The sequence below is a fragment of the Streptomyces sp. NPDC029956 genome, assembly GCF_055574655.1.
Genome location: NZ_JBVHZJ010000016.1, coordinates 8,451 through 28,132, shown reverse-complemented (window position 1 = coordinate 28,132; position 19,682 = coordinate 8,451). Strand labels below are relative to the sequence as shown.

The following is a 19,682-nucleotide window of genomic DNA, read 5'->3' as shown; positions in this document are numbered from 1 at the left end:
TCGGTCTCCTTGCCCCGGCCTCCTCACCTCGGTCTCCCCGCCCGTTCTCCCCCGTGTTCTCCGGGGCGCGCATCTTCTCCGCCCTCTCCGGCGTCCTGCTCCACGGACTCTGCCCGCCACCACCCCCGGCCGGACCACCGGACCGGGCTCCCGACGCGAGGTCGACACATGAAGCACACCACCAACCCCCGCCACGTGGTCTTCGGCTCCGGCGCCGTCGGCACGGCCGTCGCCGAGGCGCTGGTCCGGCAGGGGGAGTCCGTACGCATCGTCAACCGGTCCGGCCGGGCGGACGTCCCCGACGGTGTCGAGGTGGCGGCCGGTGACGCGGCCGATCCCGCGTTCACCACGGCCGTCGCGGCCGGCGCGGCCGTCGTCTACCAGGCCCTCAACCCGCCGTACCACCGATGGCGGCAGGAGTTCCCCGCCCTCCAGGCCGGCGTCCTCGCCGCGGCCGAGGCGAGCGGCGCCCGGATGGTGTCGATGGACAACGTCTACAGCTACGGGCCGCCCGGGGGCCGCCCGTTCACCGAGGAGACACCCGAGGCCGCGACCACCCGCAAGGGCAGGCTCCGGGGCCGGATGGCCCAGGACCTGCTCGCCGCCCACAGGGCCGGGCGCGTGGAGGTGGCGATCGGGCGCGCCTCCGACTACTTCGGGCCGCGCGGCGGCGCCCAGTCCAACCTCGGCGACCTGGTCGTCCCGGCTCTCCTCGCCGGGCGCACCGCCACCGTCCTGGGCGATCCGGACCAGCCGCACACGTACACCTACGTCCCCGACATCGGGGAGGCGCTCGCCCTCCTCGGCCGGCACCCCGACGCCCCGGGGCGCGTCTGGCACCTCCCCAACGACCCTCGGACCCGCACGACCCGCGAACTCGTCGACCTGGCCCACCGCGCCACCGGCCGCCCCGGCTCCGCCCGCGTGCGCCGGATGCCGACGGCGGCGCTGTACGTGCTGGGCGCGTTCAACCCGACCGTGCGCGAACTGATCGAGATGCGCTACGAGTTCGCGGAGCCGTTCGTCGTCGACTCCGCGCTCGTCGAGAAGCGGCTCGGCGCCGTCGCCACCCCGGTCGAGGAAGCCCTCGACCGGACCGTGGCGGCGTACCGCGCCCTCAGAAAGTGAGGACCCCCCGGGCCACCTTGCCCGCCTCCGCGTCCTCCACGGCCCTCGCGAACTCCTCCACCGGGTAGGTGGCGGTGACGAGTTCGTCGAGGAGGAGGAGGCCCGAGCGGTACAGCTCGGCGTAGAGCGGGATGTCGCGCTGGGGGCGCGAGGAGCCGTACCGGCAGCCCAGGATCGACTTGTCCAGGAACATCGCGGCGGGCAGGAAGCTCGCCTCCGCCTTCGGCGCGGTCATGCCGAGGAGGATCGCCTGCCCGTGCCGGTCGAGGAGGTCGATCGCGGTCCGGACGAGCCCGGTGTGTCCGACGCACTCGAAGACGTGGTCGGCGCCGGTGGGGAGGATCTCCCGCACCCCGTCGGTGGAGGTCAGGAAGTGGCTCGCCCCGAACTGCCGGGCCACCGCCTCCTTCGCCGGGTTCGTGTCCACGGCCACGATCGTCAGCGCGCCGGCGATCCTGGCGCCCTGGAGGACGTTGAGTCCGATCCCGCCCGTGCCGATGACGACGACCGTCTCGCCCCGCCCGACCTTCGCCCGGTTCAGTACGGCCCCGACCCCGGTGAGGACGCCGCAGCCCATCAGCGCCGCCGAGGTCAGCGGGATGTCCTGCGGGATCTTCACCGCCTGGACCGCCTTCACGACGGTCCGCTCGGCGAACGACGAGTTCGACGCGAACTGGTGGACCGGTCGCCCGCCCTGTGAGAACGGCTGCCCCGGCATCCCGATGGCCTTCCGGCACATGGTGGGCCGCCCGCGGTCGCAGTCCGCGCAGGCTCCGCAGCTGGCGAGGGTCGACAGGGCCACGTGATCACCCGGGACGACGTGCGTGACCCCGGGTCCGACCGCCTCGACGACCCCGGCGCCCTCGTGTCCGAGGACGACGGGAGGCGGGAAGGGGATGGTTCCGTCGACGACCGACAGATCGCTGTGGCACAGTCCGGCCGCCGCGATCCCCACCAGCACCTCACCCGGCCCGGGGTCCCGCACCTCCAGGTCGTCGACGACCTGGACCTGCTTCCCGTCGAAGACCACGCCCCTCATGAGCCGCTCCTCTCACTCGCGTCGGTACCGGCACTCGCGTCGGTACGGGCATTCGCGTCGGGGCCCGCGCCCGCGCCGGGGCGGTCACCCGCATTGGGGCGGTCGCCCGCCGCCGCGGCCCGGGCCATCTCCTCCAGGCGCGCCAGCATCGGCATCGGGTCCACCCCGACCGTCCCCGGCAGGAAGTCCGCGATCCGTTCCGGGGTCCAGGCGCCGCCCTCCGCGTATCCCGCCCGCAGCTCCCTGGGCTGCGCCCAGACCGCGATCTTCGGGCCGGCGATCGTGTAGACCTGGCCGGTGATCCTCTCCTCGCGGGCCCGCTCGGAGAGCAGGTAGACGACGAGGGCGGCCACATCCTCCGGCTCCCCGATCTCCTTGAGCTCCATCGGGACGTTCGCCGACATCCGGGTCCGTGCCACCGGCGCCACCGCGTTCGCCGTCACCCCGTACTTGTGGAGGCCGAGCGCCGCCGACCGGACGAGGGAGATGATCCCGCCCTTCGCGGCGGAGTAGTTGGCCTGCGCCACCGAGCCCTGGTGGTTGCCGCTGGTGAAGCCGATCAGCGTCCCGGTCCCCTGCCGCCGCATGATCGCCGAGGCGGCCCGGAAGACCGTGAACGTGCCCTTGAGATGCGTCGCGACGACCGGGTCCCACTCCTCCTCGGACATGTTGAAGAGCATCCGCTCGCGCAGGATGCCCGCCACGCACACGACCCCGTCCAGGCGCCCGTACTCGGCGAGGGCGACGTCGACGACCCGCTGTCCGCCCGCCATCGTCGAGATGTCGTCGGCGACCGCGACCGCCGTGCCGCCCCCCGCCTCGATCTCCTTCACCACCGACAGCGCGATCTCCGAGGTCGGTTCACCGCCCTCGATCGACACCCCGTAGTCGTTGACGACGACCTTCGCGCCCTCCGCCGCGCACGCGAGGGCCACGGCGCGGCCGATGCCCCGTCCCGCGCCCGTCACGGCGACGACCTTGCCAGCCAAGAAGTTCCCCACGCCCGGCCCCTCCCGCAGTTTCTGACGGTCCGTTAGATTCATTCGTCGTCAGGATTCTACGGTCCGTCAGATACCGGAAAACAAGACCCCGGAGGCCCCGATGTCTCTGCCCGCCGCATTCCACGAGATCGCCAAGCGCGTCAACAACTGGGGCCGTTGGGGCCAGGACGACGAGATCGGCACCCTGAACCTCGTCACCGACGAGGTGGTACGCGAGGCCGTCGCCACCGTCCGCACCGGCCACCGCGTCCCCCTCGCCGTCGACCTGAAGCAGGACGGCGTCCAGACCGGCATGATCCCGGGGCGGGTCAACCCGCTCCACGTCATGGTCCAGATCAACCAGGAGCTCTTCGGCCCCGGCACGGTCGCCACCAGCGACGACGTCGTGACCCTCGGCCTGCAGGCCGGCACCCACTGGGACGCCCTGACCCATGTCTCCCACTCAGGCCACATCTACAACGGCCGCCCCGCCGCCACCATCACCCCGCACGGCCGCTCCGAGTTCAGCGGCATCCACACGGCCCGCCACCTCGTGAGCCGCGGGGTGCTGCTCGACGTGGCCGCCGCCAAGGGCCTGGACCGGCTGCCCGGCGACCACGCCGTCACGCCCGAGGACCTGGACGAGGCCGCCGACTTCGGTGGGGTGACCGTACGGTCCGGCGACATCGTGCTCGTACGGACGGGTCAGATGCAGTCGTACCTGGCCGGCGACCGGCACGGATACGCTTTCCCGTCACCCGGACTCTCGATCCGTACGCCGGAGTGGTTCCACGCCCGGGACGTCGCGGCGGTCGCCGACGACACCCTCACCTTCGAGATCTTCCCGCCGGAGATCGAGGATCTGTGGCTGCCCGTGCACGCCCTCGACCTGGTCGAGATGGGCATGCTCCAGGGGCAGAACTGGAATCTGGAAGCTCTGTCCACAGCCTGTGCACAAGAGCGGCGCTACGCCTTCCTGCTCTCCGCTATGCCCGAGCCCTTCGTGGGCGGTACGGGCACACCGGTGGCGCCGGTCGCCGTCCTCTGAGCACCGGTACGTCGACGGGTGACGGCGCGCACGGCTCGGCCGCCGTCACCCGCCACCCGGCCGCGAACCGTCAGCAGTGCACCCGGCCGGGCGCCACCGACGCCCCGGGCCCCGAAGCGGGGCCGACGCCGGGAGCGTGCCCCGAACCGTGCGCCGGGCCGGGCCGCAGACCCGGCGAAGGCACGGCCGGAGCCGGGTCCACCTCGCACCAGATGCTCTTGCCGGCACCCTCGGGCTGCCAGCCCCACCGGTCCGCGAGGCCGTCGACCAGCTCCAGGCCGCGCCCGTTGGTGTCGTCGCCCTCCGCGTGCCGGGGCCGCGGCGGGCGGTCGCTCGCGTCCGCCACCTCGACCCGCACCCCGCCCTCCGCCGCGAACAGCATCCGCAGGACGGCCGGACAGCCGGTGTGCACCACGGCGTTGGTCACGAGTTCGGAGATGAGCAGCACCAGCGTCTCGGCCAGCGGCTCGTCATCGCCTATGCCCGAGCCGGCGAGCCGTGACCGGGCCCACCTCCGGGCTCGCCCCACCTCCGCCGGGTCCGACCCGACCTCCAACTGAACCTGAAGCACCTGCACCGCTCACACCATCCGAACCGGCGGACACATCGCCTCGCGCCTCACAGCCATCGACGCCCTTACGGAACGTGATTCCCTTGCGAGACAGCATGGTTGACGTACAGTCACCGCAACAAGCGCTTCGGGCATATTCCAGCGCGAAGGAGTACGCGTAGTCCATACTGTGCGACGCACGCTGCGGGGAGTCGAACAGGAGCGCGCGGGGCGCCTCCTCGGGGCGCGAGCGGCGCGCATTCCCGGGCCCGGAGCCACCTCAGGGGCGACACCGGGACGATCCGGGCCAACGAGCACTCGCATCCCACGGAGCGTACCGGAGCCGGAGGCCGACTCCGGGCCGTGACGGCCCCGTCGAAGGACACAACCAGATATCAACATTCCGTGACCCGGCGGGCGCGGAGAGCGATGCCGGGAGTCACAGTCCGGCGGCCACCGCCTCCTCGGCGCGCGCGGCGGGCAGCCGCAGCTCGGCCCGCACCCAGGCGCGCTTGAGATGCAGGTGGACGTCGGCCTCCCAGGTGAAGCCCATGCCGCCGTGGACCTGCAGGCAGTCGCGGGCGTTGGCGGTCGCGGCCTCGTCGGCGAGGAGCTTGGCGCCCGCGATCTCGACGGGGTCGACGGTGAGGGAGGCGGCCCGGACGGCGGCCCGGGCGAGCTCGGTACGGACGAGCATCCCGGCGCAGAGGTGCTTGACGGCCTGGAAACCCCCGATGACCTGCCCGAACTGCTCCCGCTCACGGGCGTAGGAGACCGCTGCCTCGGTGGTCCGCCCGGCACTGCCCACCTGCTCGGCGGCGGTGAGCAGGACGGCTTCGAGACCCGCCTCCCGCCCGGCGCCCGGCGGGGGCACGGGCACCCGGTGCAGGGGGGTCAGCGGGTCGACGGATCGCAGCGGTACGGCCCCGGAGGCGTCGCCGACCACCACATCCGCCGCGTCCAGCCAGGGGACGAGGCCCTCGGCCACCTCGGTCACCACCACGGCCCCCTCCGCCGCACCCGGCACGGAGCCCGCCGCCGCGTGCGTCGCCACCAGCGGCCCCGGCAGCAGCACGCGGCCCACCTCCTCGAACACGAGGACCGCCTCCGGAAGGCCCAGCCCCACGCCCCCCTCCTCCTCCGGCAGGCGCAGGGCGAAGAACCCGGCCGCGCCGAGTTCCCGCCACAGGTCGCGGTCCAGCTCCCCGCCGGAGTCGACCGCCGCCCGGAGCGCCTCCCGGTCGAAGCGGCCTTCGAGGAGGTCCCGTACGCCCCGCCGCAGAGCCCGCTGGTCCTCGGTGAGTCGGAAGTCCATGGCGGGGGTCACCGGCCCTTCGGGAGGCCGAGGATGCGCTCGGCGACGATGTTGCGCTGGATCTGGGAGGTGCCGGCGGCGATCGTGTACGAGAGCGAGGACAGCCGGTCGAGGGTCCAGTCGCGGCCGAGGTCGAGCGCGTCGGGGCCGAGGACGGCTGCGGCGGCCTCGTACAGCTCCTGGCGGGCGTGCGAGTAGTGCAGTTTGAAGACGGAGCCGCCCGCGCCAGGCACTCCGCCGGTCGCCTGGGCCTCGCTGACATTGGCCTGGACGATCCGCCACAGGGCCCGGAACTCGGCGGAGAGCCTGCCGAGGCGGCGGCGCAGGACGGCGTCGTCCCAGGTGCCGTTCTTCCGGGCGGTGCGGGCGAGTTCGCCGAGCAGGCGGCGGCAGGCGACGACCTCTCCGACGAACGCGGTGCCGCGTTCGAAGGAGAGGGTGACCATGGTGACGCGCCAGCCGTCGTTCTCCTCGCCGACCCGGTTCTCGACGGGCACCCGCACCTCGTCGAGGAAGACCTCGGCGAACTCGGTGGAGCCGGCGAGCGTGCGCAGCGGTCGTACGGTGATGCCGGGGGCGTCCATGGGCATCGCGAGCCAGGTGATGCCCCGGTGCTTCGAGGGCGCGTCCGGGTCGGTCCGTACGAGCAGTTCGCACCAGTCGGCGACCTCCGCGTGCGAGGTCCAGATCTTCTGTCCGGTGACGACGTACGCGTCCCCGTCCCGGACCGCCCGGGTCCGGAGCGAGGCGAGGTCGGAGCCGGCGCCGGGCTCGCTGAAGCCCTGGCACCAGACCTCGTCGCCGCGCAGGACCGGCGGCAGCCAGCGGGCACGCTGTCGGGCCGTGCCCTCGGCGGCGATGGTGGGGCCGGCGTGGAGGAGGCCGACGAAGTTGGCGCCGACGTAGGGCGCCCCGGCGAGTTCGGTCTCCTCCAGGAAGATCAGCCGCTGCGTCGGGGAGGCGTCCCAGTGCACGTCGGCGTATCCGGCGTCGTGGAGCCGGCGCTGCCAGCCGCAGTCGTACGCCCGGCGGGCCGGCCAGTCCAGCGGGTCGGGTCTCGGCGGAAGGCCGGGCAGGGTCGCGGTGAGCCATTCCCGGAGCCGGGCGCGGAACTCCTCCTCCTCGCCGGTGCAGGAGAGGTCCATCAGGCGGTGCCCCGCCCGAAGTCGACGCCCCGGTCGAGGTCGAGGCCGAGCATGCGGATGGCGTTGCCCCGCATGAGCTTGTAGATCGTCTCGTCGTCGAGGCCCTGGACGTGGTCGAGGGCGACCTCCTTGGTGTGCGGGAAGGTCGAGTCGACGTGCGGGTAGTCGGTCTCGAAGGTGGCGTTGTCGCGGCCGACGACGTCGAGCGAGGCGATGCCGTGCTTGTCGCGGAAGAAGCAGCAGAAGATCTGCCGGTAGTAGTAGGTGGACGGCGGCTCGGGGACGAGGTCGCGGACGCCGCCCCAGGCGCGGTGCTCCTCCCACACGTCGTCGGCGCGCTCCAGGGCGTACGGGATCCACCCCATCTGGCCTTCGCTGTAGGCGAGCTTGAGCCGGGGGAACTTCACGAGGACCCCGCTGAAGAGGAAGTCCATCATCGAGGCCATCGCGTTGTTGAAGCTGAGGGAGGCCTGGACGGCGGGCGGGGCGTCGGGCGAGGCGGCGGGCATCTGGCTGCTGGAGCCGATGTGCATGTTGACCACCGTGCCCGTCTCCTGGCAGACGGCGAAGAAGGGGTCCCAGTAGCCCGAGTGGATCGAGGGCAGGCCGAGGTGGGTGGGGATCTCGGAGAAGGTGACGGCCTTGACGCCGCGGGCGGCGTTGCGCCGGATCTCGGCGACGGCGAGGTCGATGTCCCAGAGCGGGATGATGCAGAGCGGGATGAGCCGGCCGCCGCTGTCGCCGCACCACTCGTCGACCATCCAGTCGTTGTAGGCGCGCACGCAGGCGAGGGCGACCTCCTTGTCGTGGGCCTCGGCGAAGGTCTGGCCGCAGAACCGGGGGAAGGTCGGGAAGCAGAGGGAGGCCTCGACGTGGTTGAGGTCCATGTCGGCGAGGCGGGCCCTGGGGTCCCAGCAGCCGCGCCGCATCTCGGCGCGGGTGATGCCCTCCAGGGTCATGTCGTCGCGGTCGAAGCCGACGGCGGCGATGTTCCGCTTGTACGGGAACTTGAGGTCCTCGTAGATCCACCAGTCGGTCGGCGGGCCGTCCGGGTCCATCGTGATCTGGTACTTGCCGGCGACGTAGGCGAGCTCCCCGATGCCGGCGGTGAGGGGCTGGGGCCCGCGGTCGCGGTACTTCTTCGGGAGCCAGGTCTCGAAGAGGTGGGCGGGCTCGATCACGTGGTCGTCGACGCTGATGATGCGGGGCAGTTCCGTCATGACCCCTCCATGTTTCTGATGGACCGTCAGATCTGACGGCATCAGGCTAGCCCCGCACCCCTGGACCGACAAGCGCCCGACCTCTACGCTCGCCGGACGATCTGACGGAACGTCAGCCAAGAGGAGTCCGGTCATGGATCAGACCGCACACGCCCTGGGCGCGGCCCGCACGCTCTGGGAGCTCGTCGAGCGCCGCGCCGCCCTCACCCCCGACCGGCCCGTCCTCCTCCAGGGCGACCGGGTCCTCACCTTCGACGGGCTGCGCGAGCGCGCCGAACGCTGCGCCGCGGGACTCCACGCCATGGGGGTGCGCCCGGGCACGGTCGTCGCCTGGCAGCTGCCCACCCGCATCGAGACCGCGGTGCTCTCCTTCGCGCTCGCCCGCATCGGAGCCGTACAGACGCCCGTGATCCCCTTCTACCGGGACAAGGAGGTCGGCTTCGCCCTGCGGGAGTCCAAAGCCGAGTTCTTCGCCGTCCCCGGAGTCTGGCGTGAATTCGACCATACGGAGATGGCCCGGCGGCTCGGCGCGCACGGGATCTTCGAGGCGTACGGCCCCGATTCCCTGCCCGACGGCGACCCGGCGACGCTGCCTCCCCCGCCCTCCTCCGGGACCGACGTCCGCTGGATCTACTGGACCTCGGGCACGACCTCCGACCCCAAGGGCGTCCTGCACACCGACCGCTCACTGCTCGCGGGCGGCTCCTGCCTCGCCCACGCGCTGCAGCTCACCGCGTCCGACGTCGGTTCGATGGCCTTCCCGTACGCGCACATCGCCGGGCCCGACTACACGGTGATGCTGCTGCTGTACGGATTCCCGGCCGTCATGTTCGAACAGTTCGCGCTGCCCGACGCCCTCGGCGAGTACCGGCGGCACGGGGTGACGGTCGCCGGCGGCTCCACCGCCTTCTACTCGATGTTCCTCGCCGAGCAGCGCAAACAGCCCGGCGAGCCGGTCATCCCCACCCTGCGGCTGCTCGCGGGCGGCGGGGCGCCGAAGCCGCCGGAGATCTACCACGCCGTACGGAAGGAGCTGGGCTGCCAGCTCACCCACGGGTACGGCATGACCGAGGTCCCCATGATCACCATGGGCGCGCCCGACGACACCACCGAGAACCTCGCCACGACCGAGGGCCGCCCGCCGGAGGGCATGGAGATCCGGATCACCGGCTCCGGGGAGGTGCGGCTCCGCGGGGAGGCCGTCTGCCGGGGCTATCTGGACCCGGCGCAGACGGCCGCCGCCTTCGACGAGGACGGCTTCCTCGTCACCGGCGACGTCGGGCACCTCACCCCGAGCGGGCACCTGGTCCTGACCGGCCGCATCAAGGACATCATCATCCGCAAGGGAGAGAACATCTCGGCCAAGGAGATCGAGGACCTCCTCCACCGGCACCCGGACGTCGGCGACGCCGCCGTCATAGGCCTCCCGGACACCGAGCGCGGCGAGCGCGTCTGCGCCGTCGTCGAACAGCCCCCGGGAGCCGCCCCGCTGACCCTCCCGCTGGTCACGGCCTTCCTGCGGGAGGCGGGCCTGTCGGTCCACAAGCTGCCGGAGCAGCTGGAGGTGGTGGACGCCCTCCCCCGCAACGAGACGCTGCGGAAGGTGCTGAAGTACAAGCTCAGGGAGCGATTCGGTCGGTGACCTGCTGGCTGGGGAGGGACACGTCGGCGAGTTCCGCCGCCCCCGTCAGCGCCCCCGGGACGTCCTCGTACACCTCGAAGAGGCGCCGGACGCCGAGCGCGGTGAGGACCCTGCCGACGTGGCCGTCCCGGTCCTCGGGGAGGATCAGGCGCAGCCGGCCGCCGCAGGAGCGGAGCAGCCGGCGGGCCGCGATCAGCACTCCCACCCCGCTGGAGTCGCAGAACCGCACCGCGGACAGGTCGATCACCAGGTCGTGGCGGCCGCCCGCCACGACGTCGTGGACGCGGCGGCGTATCCGGGGGGAGGTGACCAGATCCATCTCGCCCCGCACGCGGAACACCGTCCAGGAGCCGTACTCGTCCTCGTCGACCTCGATCGTCGTCACGGTCGCCGCCTGCCCCACGGGCACGGTCCGAAACCCCCGGGCGCGGGGATGGCGCTTTCCTTACCATCCGGGCCCCCGTCAAGGGCGCACTTGCGGCAAACATGCGTGCGTTGTCGGGGCGGCACACTACTTTGGAGTAGACACGGAGAGCCGCCGGAGCCGGGAGGGGCGAGGGTCGGATGGCGATGGACACACCACCGCGCTGGGACCGCAGGATGCAGCAGCGGCTGGCGCGTGGCGAGGCGGCCGCGCTCGGCGAGCTGTACGACCGGTTCGCGGCCCTGGTGCACAGCCTCGCCCACCGGGTCCTCGACGACGACGACGCGGCCGACCAGATCACCCGCGAGGTCTTCGGCTACATCTGGGAGAACCCGGACGCGTACGACCCCAAGCAGGGGAACCTGCGCTCGTGGGTGGCCAAGCTGACGCAGCGGCAGGCCGTCCACCGGCTGCGGCAGGCGGAGACGACGGCGTACGCGGAGACGGGCCGGGGTTCGGCGGAGGAGCTGGAGCAGAAGGTGCGGCGGGCGTCGGTCGCGGCCCGCGCCGACTACATCGTGACGTCCATGCCGACGCCGCTCCGGGCCGCGCTCGAACTGGCGTACTTCCAGCGGCGGGACTACCGGCAGACCGCCGCCGACCTCGGCGTCACCGAGGACGAGGCGCGGCGGCGCCTGCGCCTGGGACTCCAGTTGCTCTCCTCGGCCAACCGGCCCTTCGCCGAGGGCGGCGGTCCGCCCGGCTACGGACGGGCACGGTGACCCGGGCGAACGGCGACGACGAGGACGACGTCGCACGCGCCCCGTGGATACCTGGGCCGCGCCGCGCGGCGGACGACCACGCGGACCTGACGGCCGGCCCGAGCGACGCGGACCTCACGGCCGGTCCGAGCGACGCGGCGGAAGAGGAGAAGCCCGGGGTGGAGCCCGAGCCCGACGTACCCGTCCTGACGCACGGGGTGCTCAAGTCCCTTCTCGGGGCCTGGGCCCTTTCGGCGTGTTCGCCCGGGGAGACGCAGGCCGTCGAGGACCACCTGACGGCCTGCGCGCCGTGCGCGGACGAGGCGCTGCGGCTGCGGGACGCGGTGGCGCTGCTGCACGAGGACCGCGACCTGGACCTCGATCCGCTGCTGCGGTCCCGGGTGCTCGAGAACTGCCTGGGCCGGCGGCCGGCCCGCATCCCGGTGCCGGAGTGGGTCACGCCGTACGACGCGGAGACCGCGCGGCTCGACGCCCTGCTCCGGGACATCGGCGAGTCGGAGTGGCACGCGCCGGTCCGGCTGAAGTGGTACGAGGAGGGCCGGATCGTACGCCGGAAGGCGACGGTCGCCGGGGTCATGGCGCACCTCTTCGCGGTGGACGGGCTCGTGTCGGCGGCGCTCGGCCTGGAGGACCCGCTGGGGGCGGGGACCCCGGAGCTGTCGCCTTCGGAGCGGACGGACGCGTTCTGGTCGGGCCTGGACCGGCCGCCGAACCGCTCGATCCGCGGCCCGTGGCGGGACCAGAGCCACACGCTGATCCGGACGGTGTCGTTCGCGGGGCGGGGCGTGGCGGACCTGACGGTCACGTACAAGGACTTCGCCCTGCCGCTCCGGGACTCGCTCCTTGAGCGGGCGTTCGAGTGCTGGGTGCACGCGGACGACATCGCGAACGCGGTGGCGTACCCGTACGCGGCGCCGAGCGGGGCGCATCTGCACAGCATGATCGACCTGGCGGCGCGACTGCTGCCGGGCGCCCTGGCGAACCGGCGCCGCACCGGCCTCGCCTCGCCGGCCCGTCATCTGGTCGCGGCGGGCACGCCGGGCCGCTCGCTGCACCTGGAGGTGGAGGGCGCGGGCGGCGGCCACTGGTACATCGCACTGGACTCCCCGGCGGCGCTCGGCTCGCCGGAGCAGGTCGTGGCGCAGGTGGCGATGGACGGGGTGGAGTTCTGCCAGCTGGTGGCGGGGCACATCTCCCCGGAGGAAGCGGCGGCGGGCCAGGACGGCGACCGCGAGGCGATCAGGGACGTCCTGTCGGCGGCGGCGGCGTTGAGCCGGCTGTAGACCGCGCCCGCCCGGTCCGTAGGGCGTCCCCGCCCCGGTCCGCCCCCGCACCGCCGGCTCCCGGCTGCCGGGCGCCTCGCGGCCGCACGCTCAGGCGGGTGTTACGCGAAGACCACCGTGCGGCGGCCGTTGAGCAGGATGCGGTGCTCCGCGTGCCACTTCACCGCGCGGGCCAGTGCCTGGCACTCCACGTCGCGGCCGATCGCGACCAGCTGGTCCGGGGTCACGTCGTGGGCGACCCGTTCGACCTCCTGCTCGATGATCGGGCCCTCGTCGAGGTCGGCCGTCACGTAGTGGGCGGTCGCGCCGATCAGCTTCACGCCGCGCGCGTGCGCCTGGTGGTAGGGCTTGGCGCCCTTGAAGCTCGGGAGGAAGGAGTGGTGGATGTTGATGATCCGCCCGGAGAGCTGCTTGCAGAGGTCGTCGGAGAGGACCTGCATGTAGCGGGCGAGGACGACCAGCTCGACGTTCTCCTCGCGGACCAGGTCCAGGAGCTCGGCCTCGGCCTCCGCCTTGGTGTCCTTCGTGACGGGGATGTGCCGGAAGGGCAGCCCGTACGAGCCGACGAGCTCCTCGAAGTCGGTGTGGTTGGAGACGACGGCCACGATCTCGACCGGCAGGGCGCCGAGCCGCGAGCGGAACAGCAGATCGTTCAGGCAGTGGCCGAACTTCGACACCATGAGGACGACCCGCATGCGCTCGTCGGGTCGGTGGATCTGCCAGTCCATCTCGAAGGAGTCGCCGACGGCGACGAAGCTGGCGCGCAGCTTGTCGACGTTCACCGGGGCCTCGGCAGAGAAGTGGACCCTCATGAAGAAGAGCCCGGTGTCACGGTCTCCGAACTGCTGACTGTCCTCGATGTTGCACCCGGTGATGAAGAGGTAGCTCGACACGGCGTGCACGATGCCCTGCTTGTCGGGGCACGAGAGGGTGAGGACGTACTGGTCGGTCATCCGGTCAGCCTGCCATATCCGGAGCTGCGCGGTGACCCACCGTCCGTCAGACGGACCCCGTCATGATGTGCAGCACGTCGAGGGAGCGCGGCGGCGTGTCCGGGTCCTCCCCGTCCGCCCGCGCGAGGTGTACGTGGGCCTCGCGGGCGGCCCGTACGGCCTCGGGCCAGCCGGGGTGCTGGAGGTAGGCGGAGACGGGGGCGTCGGGGCCCACCTGGTGCATGATGCGCAGCACCCGGAGGACGGCGACGTCGACGAGGGCGGCCTCGCCGGTGTCGCGGAAGATCGAGCCGACGTACTTCTCGGCTGACCAGTTGTCGAGCCAGGTGTCCTCGACCAGGCGGTAGACGGCGTCGGTGACGTCGCCGTACCCGTCGAGGCCGGCCAGCCAGGTGGTCTCGTGGAACCCGGGGTCGGAGAGCATGTGCAGCGCCGAGCGCACGTTGCTGCGCCAGCGCCACCACGGCATGTCGTTGAGCGGCATGCCGCCCATGGTGGAGGAGCGACGGCCGCGACGGGAAGAGTTAACCGAACCGGAGACTGGACTGGACACGTTTCGATCGTACGTTCCCTTGTCCGGTAACCGGAGCCGCCCCCTCGCAACCCCCGTAATTCACCTTGTCGTCACCCCCTGTTGAACCATGCTCACTCCCGCGTTACCCGTGAGGCGGAAATGTGCGTGTCCATGACCGGACGGCGACTGACCTCACTCCTCGCGTACGTCACGACCGCGACGGCCGGAGCCTCGTTGCTCACCGGTTGTGGCGTGCTCCCTGGAGCCACGGGGGGCTCCAGGGAGCCCGTCACCGTCATGACGTGGGCTCCCGACCAGACCCGGGCCACCAACATGCCCGGAATGCCCGCCATGGCGCAGACCTTCGCCCGCTGGGTGAACGCCCAGGGCGGCATCGACGGGCACGAGCTGCGCATCCTCACCTGCAACGAGCACAACACCACCACCGGCGCCGCCGCCTGCGCCCGCCGCGCCGCCCACGAGAAGGCGGTCGCAGTCGTCGGCTCGTACAGCCAGAACGGGCGCGCCTTCATGGCCCCCCTGGAGGCCGCGGGGATCCCGTACATCGGCGGCTACGGGATCACCGAGGACGAGTTCACCAGCTCGCTCTCCTACCCCGTCAACGGCGGCCAGGCCTCGCTCATCGCCGGTCACGGCATGCAGCTGGCCGCGTCCTGCCGCAGGGTCTCCCTCGTCCGGCCCGACACCCTCGCCGGCGACAAGTTCCCCGAGCTCCTCAACTCGGGCCTGCGCAAGGCGAGCCACCGCAGCGCCGTCGACATCCCCGCCGTCGAGGACGCCGCCGAGTACACCGAGCCCGCCGTCGAGGCCCGCAAGCAGGCCGGCGACGAGGACGGCTGCGTCACCGCCGTGCTCGGCGAGCGCACCCAGACCTTCTTCGACTCCTTCCGCCGCCTCCCGCAGGAGGACGGCGACGGCGGGAACGGCGACGGCGGGAACGGCGAGGGCTCCGGTGACGGCGACGGCGAGAAGGGCGGCGTGCGGATCTCGTCCGTCCTCGGCAGCGTCGGCCAGCCCGTGATCGACCGGACCGGCGGCGCCCACAGCCCCTTCGAGGGGGCGTTCGTCACCGGCTGGTACCCGGAGGCCTCCGACAAGAGCTGGGCGCCGATGCGGAAGGTCATCCAGGAGCACGCCTTCGCCGACAACCGGGTCGACCCGGCCGACGCGGGCGTCCAGACCACCTGGATCGCCTACACGGTCCTCAAGAAGGTCGTCGAGTCCCTCGACACCGACAAGATCACCGCCACGCAGATCGCGCGCGCCCTCGACCGGGGCGCGCAGATCGACACCGGCGGCCTGACCCCGACCCTGCGCTGGAAGTACGAGGACCTGCTCGGCGCCCCGGGCTTCCCCCGGATCGTCAACCACGAGGTGACGTTCCAGGTGGTCCGCAAGGGGCAGCTGGTGGCGCAGAAGCCCGGCTTCGTCGACGTCGGCGAGACCGTGCGAACCGCTCCCTGAGCCCCACCCCCGCCGCGGCCACGGCTGCGGCGGGTGCCCCACGGCCGGACGGCGGCCGGTGGGGAGGACCCGGCTACAGCTGGGTGTACGTCCGCTTCTCCAGGCCGTACTTCGAGGCCGTCGGGTTCCACAGCGAGGCCGCCTGCTTCTTGGCCGCGGTGGCCTCGCCGCTCTTGTTGTTCGCCGCGAGGAGGTGGCTGGTCGAGCGCGCCTTGCCGCCCTTGCAGGCCTTCTTGGCCTTCATCTGGTCGCCCCAGGCCGCGTAGTGGTCGTCCGCGGACGCCGAGGCCTGCCAGGCCTTGATGAGCGAGGCCGTCAGGGCCGGGTTGTCCGGGATCTTGTCGACCGAGAGCGACTGGAGCTTGGTGACCAGGTTCCGGCGCTGTTCCGCAGCGCCCCGCAGGTCGCTCGCGGCCTTGTCCAGGTTCTTGCACTGCTTGATCGACTCGACCGAGCTGATCACCGTGTCACGGCTGTCGCTGCTGGTCGCGAGGAGCTTGCTCAGCTCCTGCGCCTGCGGCTCCGCCGGGTCGGCCGGCTTCTCGGCGGGCTCGGTCGTCGCCTCGCCGGACGGGGCGGCGGAGCTCTCCGCGACGGTCTCGGTGCCCTTCTTGGGGTCCTTGTCCTCGTCGCCACCGCTGAGCAGCGCACCGGCGCCGAGGCCGACGACCGCGCAGCCGACGACGACGGCGGCGATCAGCGCGAGCGGGGACTTGCGGCGCGGGGGCTCGGGGTCGGCACCGTCGTCGTAGTAGGCACCCTCGTACGCGTACTGCTGCGGGGGCGCCGGCGGCTGATGGTGCTGCTGGTGCTGCGGCGGCTGGTGCTGCTGGTACGGGGCCGGGGCGGGCTGCTGGTACGCCTGCGTGTGCGGCTGCTGCGGGGCCTGCGGCGCCCGCGGGGCCTCCGTACGGAACAGGTTGTCGAACTCGGCGGGCGGCTGCCGCTCACCGGGCTCCTGCGCCGGTACGGGGGCGATGTACTGGGTCGCGTCGGAGGCACCCGTGGGCCCGGGGCCCTGCGCCTGGAGCGGCCCGGTGCCCAGGAACTGGGTCTGGGCGCCCCCGCCCTGCTGCGGCGGCACGGGGGCGATGTGCTGGGTGGCCTGCATGTCCCCGGCCGGCGGCGGATAGCCGTACCCGGGCTGCTGACCGGGCTGCGGCATCCCGCCGGGCACCTGCTGCGGGTACCCGTAGCCCGGCTGCTGCCCCGGTACGGGGGGCATCCCGCCCTGGACCGGGGACACCGGCGGCATCCCGCCCGGGACCGGGGCTATGTGCTGGGTCGCCTGCATGTCGGCGCCGCCCGGGGCACCCGGCGCCGGGTAGCCGTAACCGGGCTGCGGCGGCGGGACCGGCGGCAGGTACTGGGTGGACTGCATGTCGGCGGCGCCGCCCGGCGCCGCCTCCGGAGGCAGGGGCTGCGCGGGCGGCAGCGGCTGCCCGCCCGGCGCCGCGCCGGCGGGACCCCAGGCGCCACCGTACGGCTGTGCTCCCCCTTGGGCGTTCTGCGCGGGGGGCACCGCCGGGTACTGCGGCTCCGGACCCTGTCCGTTCTGCGTCACCGGGACTCCTACTGATGGACCTACGGAATCGTCGGCTCACGCTACCGGGTACGCCCCGGGCTCCGCACACACGTGTGAGCCCGGTTACACAACCTTCTCGAACGGCCCCGCTCCCAGCAGGGACTACGCCGCATGGAGCTCCATGCGCGCCCCGAACTCCCGTACCACCGCCTCCCCCGCGTACGGCTCCAGCCGCTCCCGCAGGTCCTCCAGGTACTCCGCACCCCTCGACGACCGCAGCGTGCCGAGCAGTTCGAGCGCGCGCGTGCCCGTGCGGCAGGCCTGCTCGACCTCGCGCTGCTGGACCTGCGCCGAGGCGAGCAGGGCGAGGCCGATCGCCCGGCGCCGCGCACGCGTCGCGGGATGACCGGCGATCGACTCCTCCGCCGCCCGCGCCGCCGCGTCCGCCTGCCCCAGATCCCGGTAGCAGTGCGCCAGTTCGTCCGCCAGGTACGCCTGGTCGAAGTGCGCGATCCACGCCGGGTCGTCGCCCGACTCCGGATCGGCCTGCTCCAGGGCCCGTACGGCACGGCCCGCCGCCGTCTCGAAGGCGCTGAGGTCCCCGAGCAGGGCGTGCCCGCGCGCCTCGGCCGCCTGGAACATCGCCTCCGCGCGCGGCGGCACCTTCCCGCGCGCCCCCTCCTGCGCGGCCCGCGCCAACTGGGCGATCTCCCGGGGGTTTCCGAGCTGTGCGGCGAGGTGGCTCATGGAGGCGGCGAGGACATAGCCTCCGTAGCCCCGGTCACCGGCTGCCTGCGCGAGCCGCAGCGCCTGGATGTAGTACCGCTGGGCGAGGCCCGGTTCTCCCGTGTCCACCGCCATGTACCCGGCGAGTTCGGTCAGTCGGGCGACCGCCGCGAACAGCTGCCGGCCGACCGCCTCACGGTACGAGCCGGACAGCATCCCCGACACCACGCTGTTGAGGTAGTGGACGACCACCGGGCGCACGTGCCCGCTGCCGAACCGCCGGTCGAGGTCGACGAGCGCCGCCGTCATCTCCCGTACGGCCGCCACGTCCGCGACCCCGACGCGCGCCCCCGCCATCCGGGCCACGTGCGGGTCCGGGCCCGTGATCAGCCAGTCCCGGCTGGGTTCGACGAGCGCGGAGGCCGCGACCGCGGAGCCGGAGAGGAAGTCGCGGCGGCCCACGTCACTGCGCCACAGCTCGCAGACCTGCTCGATCGCGCCGGGTACGGTCGGCGCGAACTGGAGCCCCACCCCGGCCGCGAGGTTGCGGCCGTTGGCCATGCCGACCTCGTCGATCGTGACCGTACGGCCCAGTTTGCGGCCGAGCGCCTCGGCGATGATCCCCGGCGCGCGCCCGCGCGGCTGCTGCCCGCGCAGCCAGCGCGCCACCGACGTCTTGTCGTACCGCAGGTCGAGGCCGCGCTCCGCGCCGACCATGTTGACCCTGCGGGCGAGGCCGGCGTTGGAGCAGCCGGCCTCCTGGATGAGCGCCTGGAGCCGTTCGTTGAGCTGACGCGGAACGAGTGGCCTGGCTGCCATGAGTAACCCCCTGAGGCCGTGCGGTGATCATCGGAGAGGAGATCACTGCCCGGTGAATATCCGGTCAATGCCGATGTGAACACGCGAAACCGGACACGTCGGCCGCGGCTTCGCCACCGGCGCCCCCACCTGTCCGTACCCACCCCAGCTCCCCGGCCCCCCGCGCGCCCCCGCTCGTGCACCGATGCGCCCCGCGTGCAGGATCGATGCCTCACACCGCTCCGCGCCCTGGCCGTAACCCCAGGTGGCGGGGGAAGTTGTGTTCCACGTGGAAGAGACCATCGGAGTCACGGAAGCCGCACAGATCCCCCAGCAGCGCGGCGAGCAGCTGCTGGACAGTGCCGTGCGGTACGCGGAAGAGCGGCACTGGGACGTGTTTCCCGGGACCTGGCTGGAGGCCGTCGAGGGGCGGGAGCGCTGCTCCTGCGGGGCGGACGCGTGCGCCGTGCCCGGCGCCCACGCGGTCAGGCCCGACTGGTCGACCCTGGCGACCGGCAGCGGGGTCGGGGCCCGGCGGATGTGGTCGAAGCAGCCGAAGGCGTCGATCCTGCTGCCGACGGGCCGGACGTTCGACGCGATCGAGGTGCCCGAGTCGGCCGGGTTCCTCGCGCTCGCCCGGATGGAGCGGATGGAGCTGACGCTCGGCCCGGTCACCTGCACCCCGGACCGCCGGATGTACTTCTTCGTCCTGCCGGGCGCCGCGACCAAGGTGCCCGACCTCGTCCGCAAGCTCGGCTGGGTCCCGGCCTCCATCGACCTCACCACCCGCGGCGAGGGCCACTACGTGGCGGCCCCGCCCACCCGCATCGGCGGCAGCGGCGCGGTCCAGTGGGCCCGGCGCCCCACCCCGGCGAACCGCTGGCTCCCCGACGCCGAGGAACTGATCAGCGCCCTCGCGTACGCGTGTGGCCGGGAAGCGGCGGAGGCGAGAAGCCGCACGTCATGACCCCTGGGCCCCCACGGGCCCCACCCTTAGGGTGGGGCCCGTAAGACATACGGGGATCGACGAGGGGCAGACAGACCATGCCTGACCAGGCATTTGACGGAGCGTTCGACACGGCGGGGGGCGGGCCGGGGGGAGGGGTGGGGGCCAGCGTTGGGCGTGGGGGGGGGTGGGGGGGGGTTTGTCAACAGAGTGCGGTGGGAAGGCCCCAACTCGTTTTT

At 72.8% G+C, this 19,682-nt stretch carries 18 protein-coding genes; 7 read left to right on the top strand and 11 right to left on the bottom strand.

Features of this window, described 5'->3' with window-relative positions; all coding sequences use genetic code 11:
• The first annotated feature begins 168 nt into the window (after positions 1–168).
• Positions 169–1,128, top strand: a complete 960-nt coding sequence (locus ACZ4XX_RS15340; RefSeq protein WP_468508419.1) for an NAD-dependent epimerase/dehydratase family protein — start codon at positions 169–171, stop codon at positions 1,126–1,128.
• Here the strand turns inward: ACZ4XX_RS15340 and ACZ4XX_RS15335 are convergent.
• The gene (locus ACZ4XX_RS15335; RefSeq protein WP_468508418.1) at positions 1,118–2,167 is read right to left on the bottom strand and encodes a Zn-dependent alcohol dehydrogenase; all 1,050 of its coding nucleotides are present in this window, start codon (positions 2,165–2,167) and stop codon (positions 1,118–1,120) included. The genes ACZ4XX_RS15340 and ACZ4XX_RS15335 overlap by 11 nt on opposite strands.
• Positions 2,164–3,168: an SDR family NAD(P)-dependent oxidoreductase gene (locus ACZ4XX_RS15330; protein WP_468508417.1), complete on the bottom strand. Its 1,005-nt coding sequence runs from the start codon at positions 3,166–3,168 to the stop codon at positions 2,164–2,166. The genes ACZ4XX_RS15335 and ACZ4XX_RS15330 overlap by 4 nt, the downstream gene beginning before the upstream one ends.
• A gap of 100 nt (positions 3,169–3,268) precedes the next feature.
• Here ACZ4XX_RS15330 and ACZ4XX_RS15325 point away from each other — a divergent pair, with 100 nt between their 5' ends.
• The gene (locus ACZ4XX_RS15325; protein WP_468508416.1) at positions 3,269–4,195 is read left to right on the top strand and encodes a cyclase family protein; all 927 of its coding nucleotides are present in this window, start codon (positions 3,269–3,271) and stop codon (positions 4,193–4,195) included.
• Positions 4,196–4,265: 70 nt separating this feature from the next.
• Here the strand turns inward: ACZ4XX_RS15325 and ACZ4XX_RS15320 are convergent, their stop codons facing one another.
• The 4 genes from ACZ4XX_RS15320 to ACZ4XX_RS15305 form a co-directional block, all read right to left on the bottom strand.
• On the bottom strand, positions 4,266–4,772 hold the full coding sequence (locus ACZ4XX_RS15320; RefSeq protein WP_468508415.1) for an ATP-binding protein: 507 nt from the start codon (positions 4,770–4,772) through the stop codon (positions 4,266–4,268).
• A gap of 412 nt (positions 4,773–5,184) precedes the next feature.
• Positions 5,185–6,060, bottom strand: a complete 876-nt coding sequence (locus tag ACZ4XX_RS15315; RefSeq protein WP_468508414.1) for an acyl-CoA dehydrogenase family protein — start codon at positions 6,058–6,060, stop codon at positions 5,185–5,187.
• Positions 6,061–6,068: 8 nt separating this feature from the next.
• Entirely contained in the window at positions 6,069–7,205 is a 1,137-nt protein-coding gene (locus ACZ4XX_RS15310) for an acyl-CoA dehydrogenase family protein (protein ID WP_468508413.1), read from the bottom strand.
• Positions 7,205–8,425, bottom strand: a complete 1,221-nt coding sequence (locus tag ACZ4XX_RS15305) for an amidohydrolase family protein (RefSeq protein WP_468508412.1) — start codon at positions 8,423–8,425, stop codon at positions 7,205–7,207. The genes ACZ4XX_RS15310 and ACZ4XX_RS15305 overlap by 1 nt, the downstream gene beginning before the upstream one ends.
• Before the next feature lie 133 nt (positions 8,426–8,558).
• Here ACZ4XX_RS15305 and ACZ4XX_RS15300 point away from each other — a divergent pair, with 133 nt between their 5' ends.
• Positions 8,559–10,067: a class I adenylate-forming enzyme family protein gene (locus tag ACZ4XX_RS15300; protein ID WP_468508411.1), complete on the top strand. Its 1,509-nt coding sequence runs from the start codon at positions 8,559–8,561 to the stop codon at positions 10,065–10,067.
• Here the strand turns inward: ACZ4XX_RS15300 and ACZ4XX_RS15295 are convergent.
• The gene (locus tag ACZ4XX_RS15295) at positions 10,045–10,452 is read right to left on the bottom strand and encodes an STAS domain-containing protein (RefSeq protein WP_468508410.1); all 408 of its coding nucleotides are present in this window, start codon (positions 10,450–10,452) and stop codon (positions 10,045–10,047) included. The genes ACZ4XX_RS15300 and ACZ4XX_RS15295 overlap by 23 nt on opposite strands.
• 179 nt (positions 10,453–10,631) lie before the next feature.
• On the opposite strand from ACZ4XX_RS15295, the gene ACZ4XX_RS15290 reads away from it, so the two are divergent.
• Both ACZ4XX_RS15290 and ACZ4XX_RS15285 read left to right on the top strand, forming a co-directional pair.
• Positions 10,632–11,213 (top strand): sigma-70 family RNA polymerase sigma factor, encoded by a 582-nt coding sequence (locus ACZ4XX_RS15290; protein WP_266968060.1) that lies wholly within the window; start codon positions 10,632–10,634, stop codon positions 11,211–11,213.
• On the top strand, positions 11,210–12,496 hold the full coding sequence (locus tag ACZ4XX_RS15285; RefSeq protein WP_468508409.1) for a maleylpyruvate isomerase N-terminal domain-containing protein: 1,287 nt from the start codon (positions 11,210–11,212) through the stop codon (positions 12,494–12,496). The genes ACZ4XX_RS15290 and ACZ4XX_RS15285 overlap by 4 nt, the downstream gene beginning before the upstream one ends.
• A 101-nt stretch (positions 12,497–12,597) precedes the next feature.
• Here ACZ4XX_RS15285 and purU read toward each other — a convergent pair whose 3' ends face one another.
• Entirely contained in the window at positions 12,598–13,449 is an 852-nt protein-coding gene (gene purU / locus ACZ4XX_RS15280; RefSeq protein ID WP_468508408.1) for a formyltetrahydrofolate deformylase, read from the bottom strand.
• Positions 13,450–13,495: 46 nt separating this feature from the next.
• A complete protein-coding gene (locus ACZ4XX_RS15275) occupies positions 13,496–13,942 on the bottom strand; it encodes an SCO4402 family protein (protein ID WP_148003050.1) in 447 nt (148 codons plus the stop codon).
• A 192-nt stretch (positions 13,943–14,134) separates the two neighbouring features.
• Between ACZ4XX_RS15275 and ACZ4XX_RS15270 the strand changes: the two genes are divergently transcribed.
• Complete coding sequence (locus ACZ4XX_RS15270; RefSeq protein WP_468508407.1) at positions 14,135–15,448, top strand: ABC transporter substrate-binding protein; 1,314 nt, start codon at positions 14,135–14,137, stop codon at positions 15,446–15,448.
• 73 nt (positions 15,449–15,521) lie between these two features.
• On the opposite strand, the gene ACZ4XX_RS15265 is transcribed toward ACZ4XX_RS15270, so the two are convergent.
• A complete protein-coding gene (locus ACZ4XX_RS15265) occupies positions 15,522–17,012 on the bottom strand; it encodes a hypothetical protein (RefSeq protein WP_468508406.1) in 1,491 nt (496 codons plus the stop codon).
• A 123-nt stretch (positions 17,013–17,135) separates the two neighbouring features.
• Positions 17,136–18,518, bottom strand: coding sequence for a transcriptional regulator (locus ACZ4XX_RS15260; protein WP_468508405.1), 1,383 nt, complete (start codon positions 18,516–18,518; stop codon positions 17,136–17,138).
• A gap of 259 nt (positions 18,519–18,777) precedes the next feature.
• On the opposite strand from ACZ4XX_RS15260, the gene ACZ4XX_RS15255 reads away from it, so the two are divergent.
• Positions 18,778–19,464 carry a bifunctional DNA primase/polymerase gene (locus ACZ4XX_RS15255; RefSeq protein ID WP_468508404.1) on the top strand — a complete coding sequence of 229 codons (687 nt, stop codon included), beginning with the start codon at positions 18,778–18,780 and terminating at the stop codon, positions 19,462–19,464.
• Positions 19,465–19,682 lie beyond the last annotated feature (218 nt).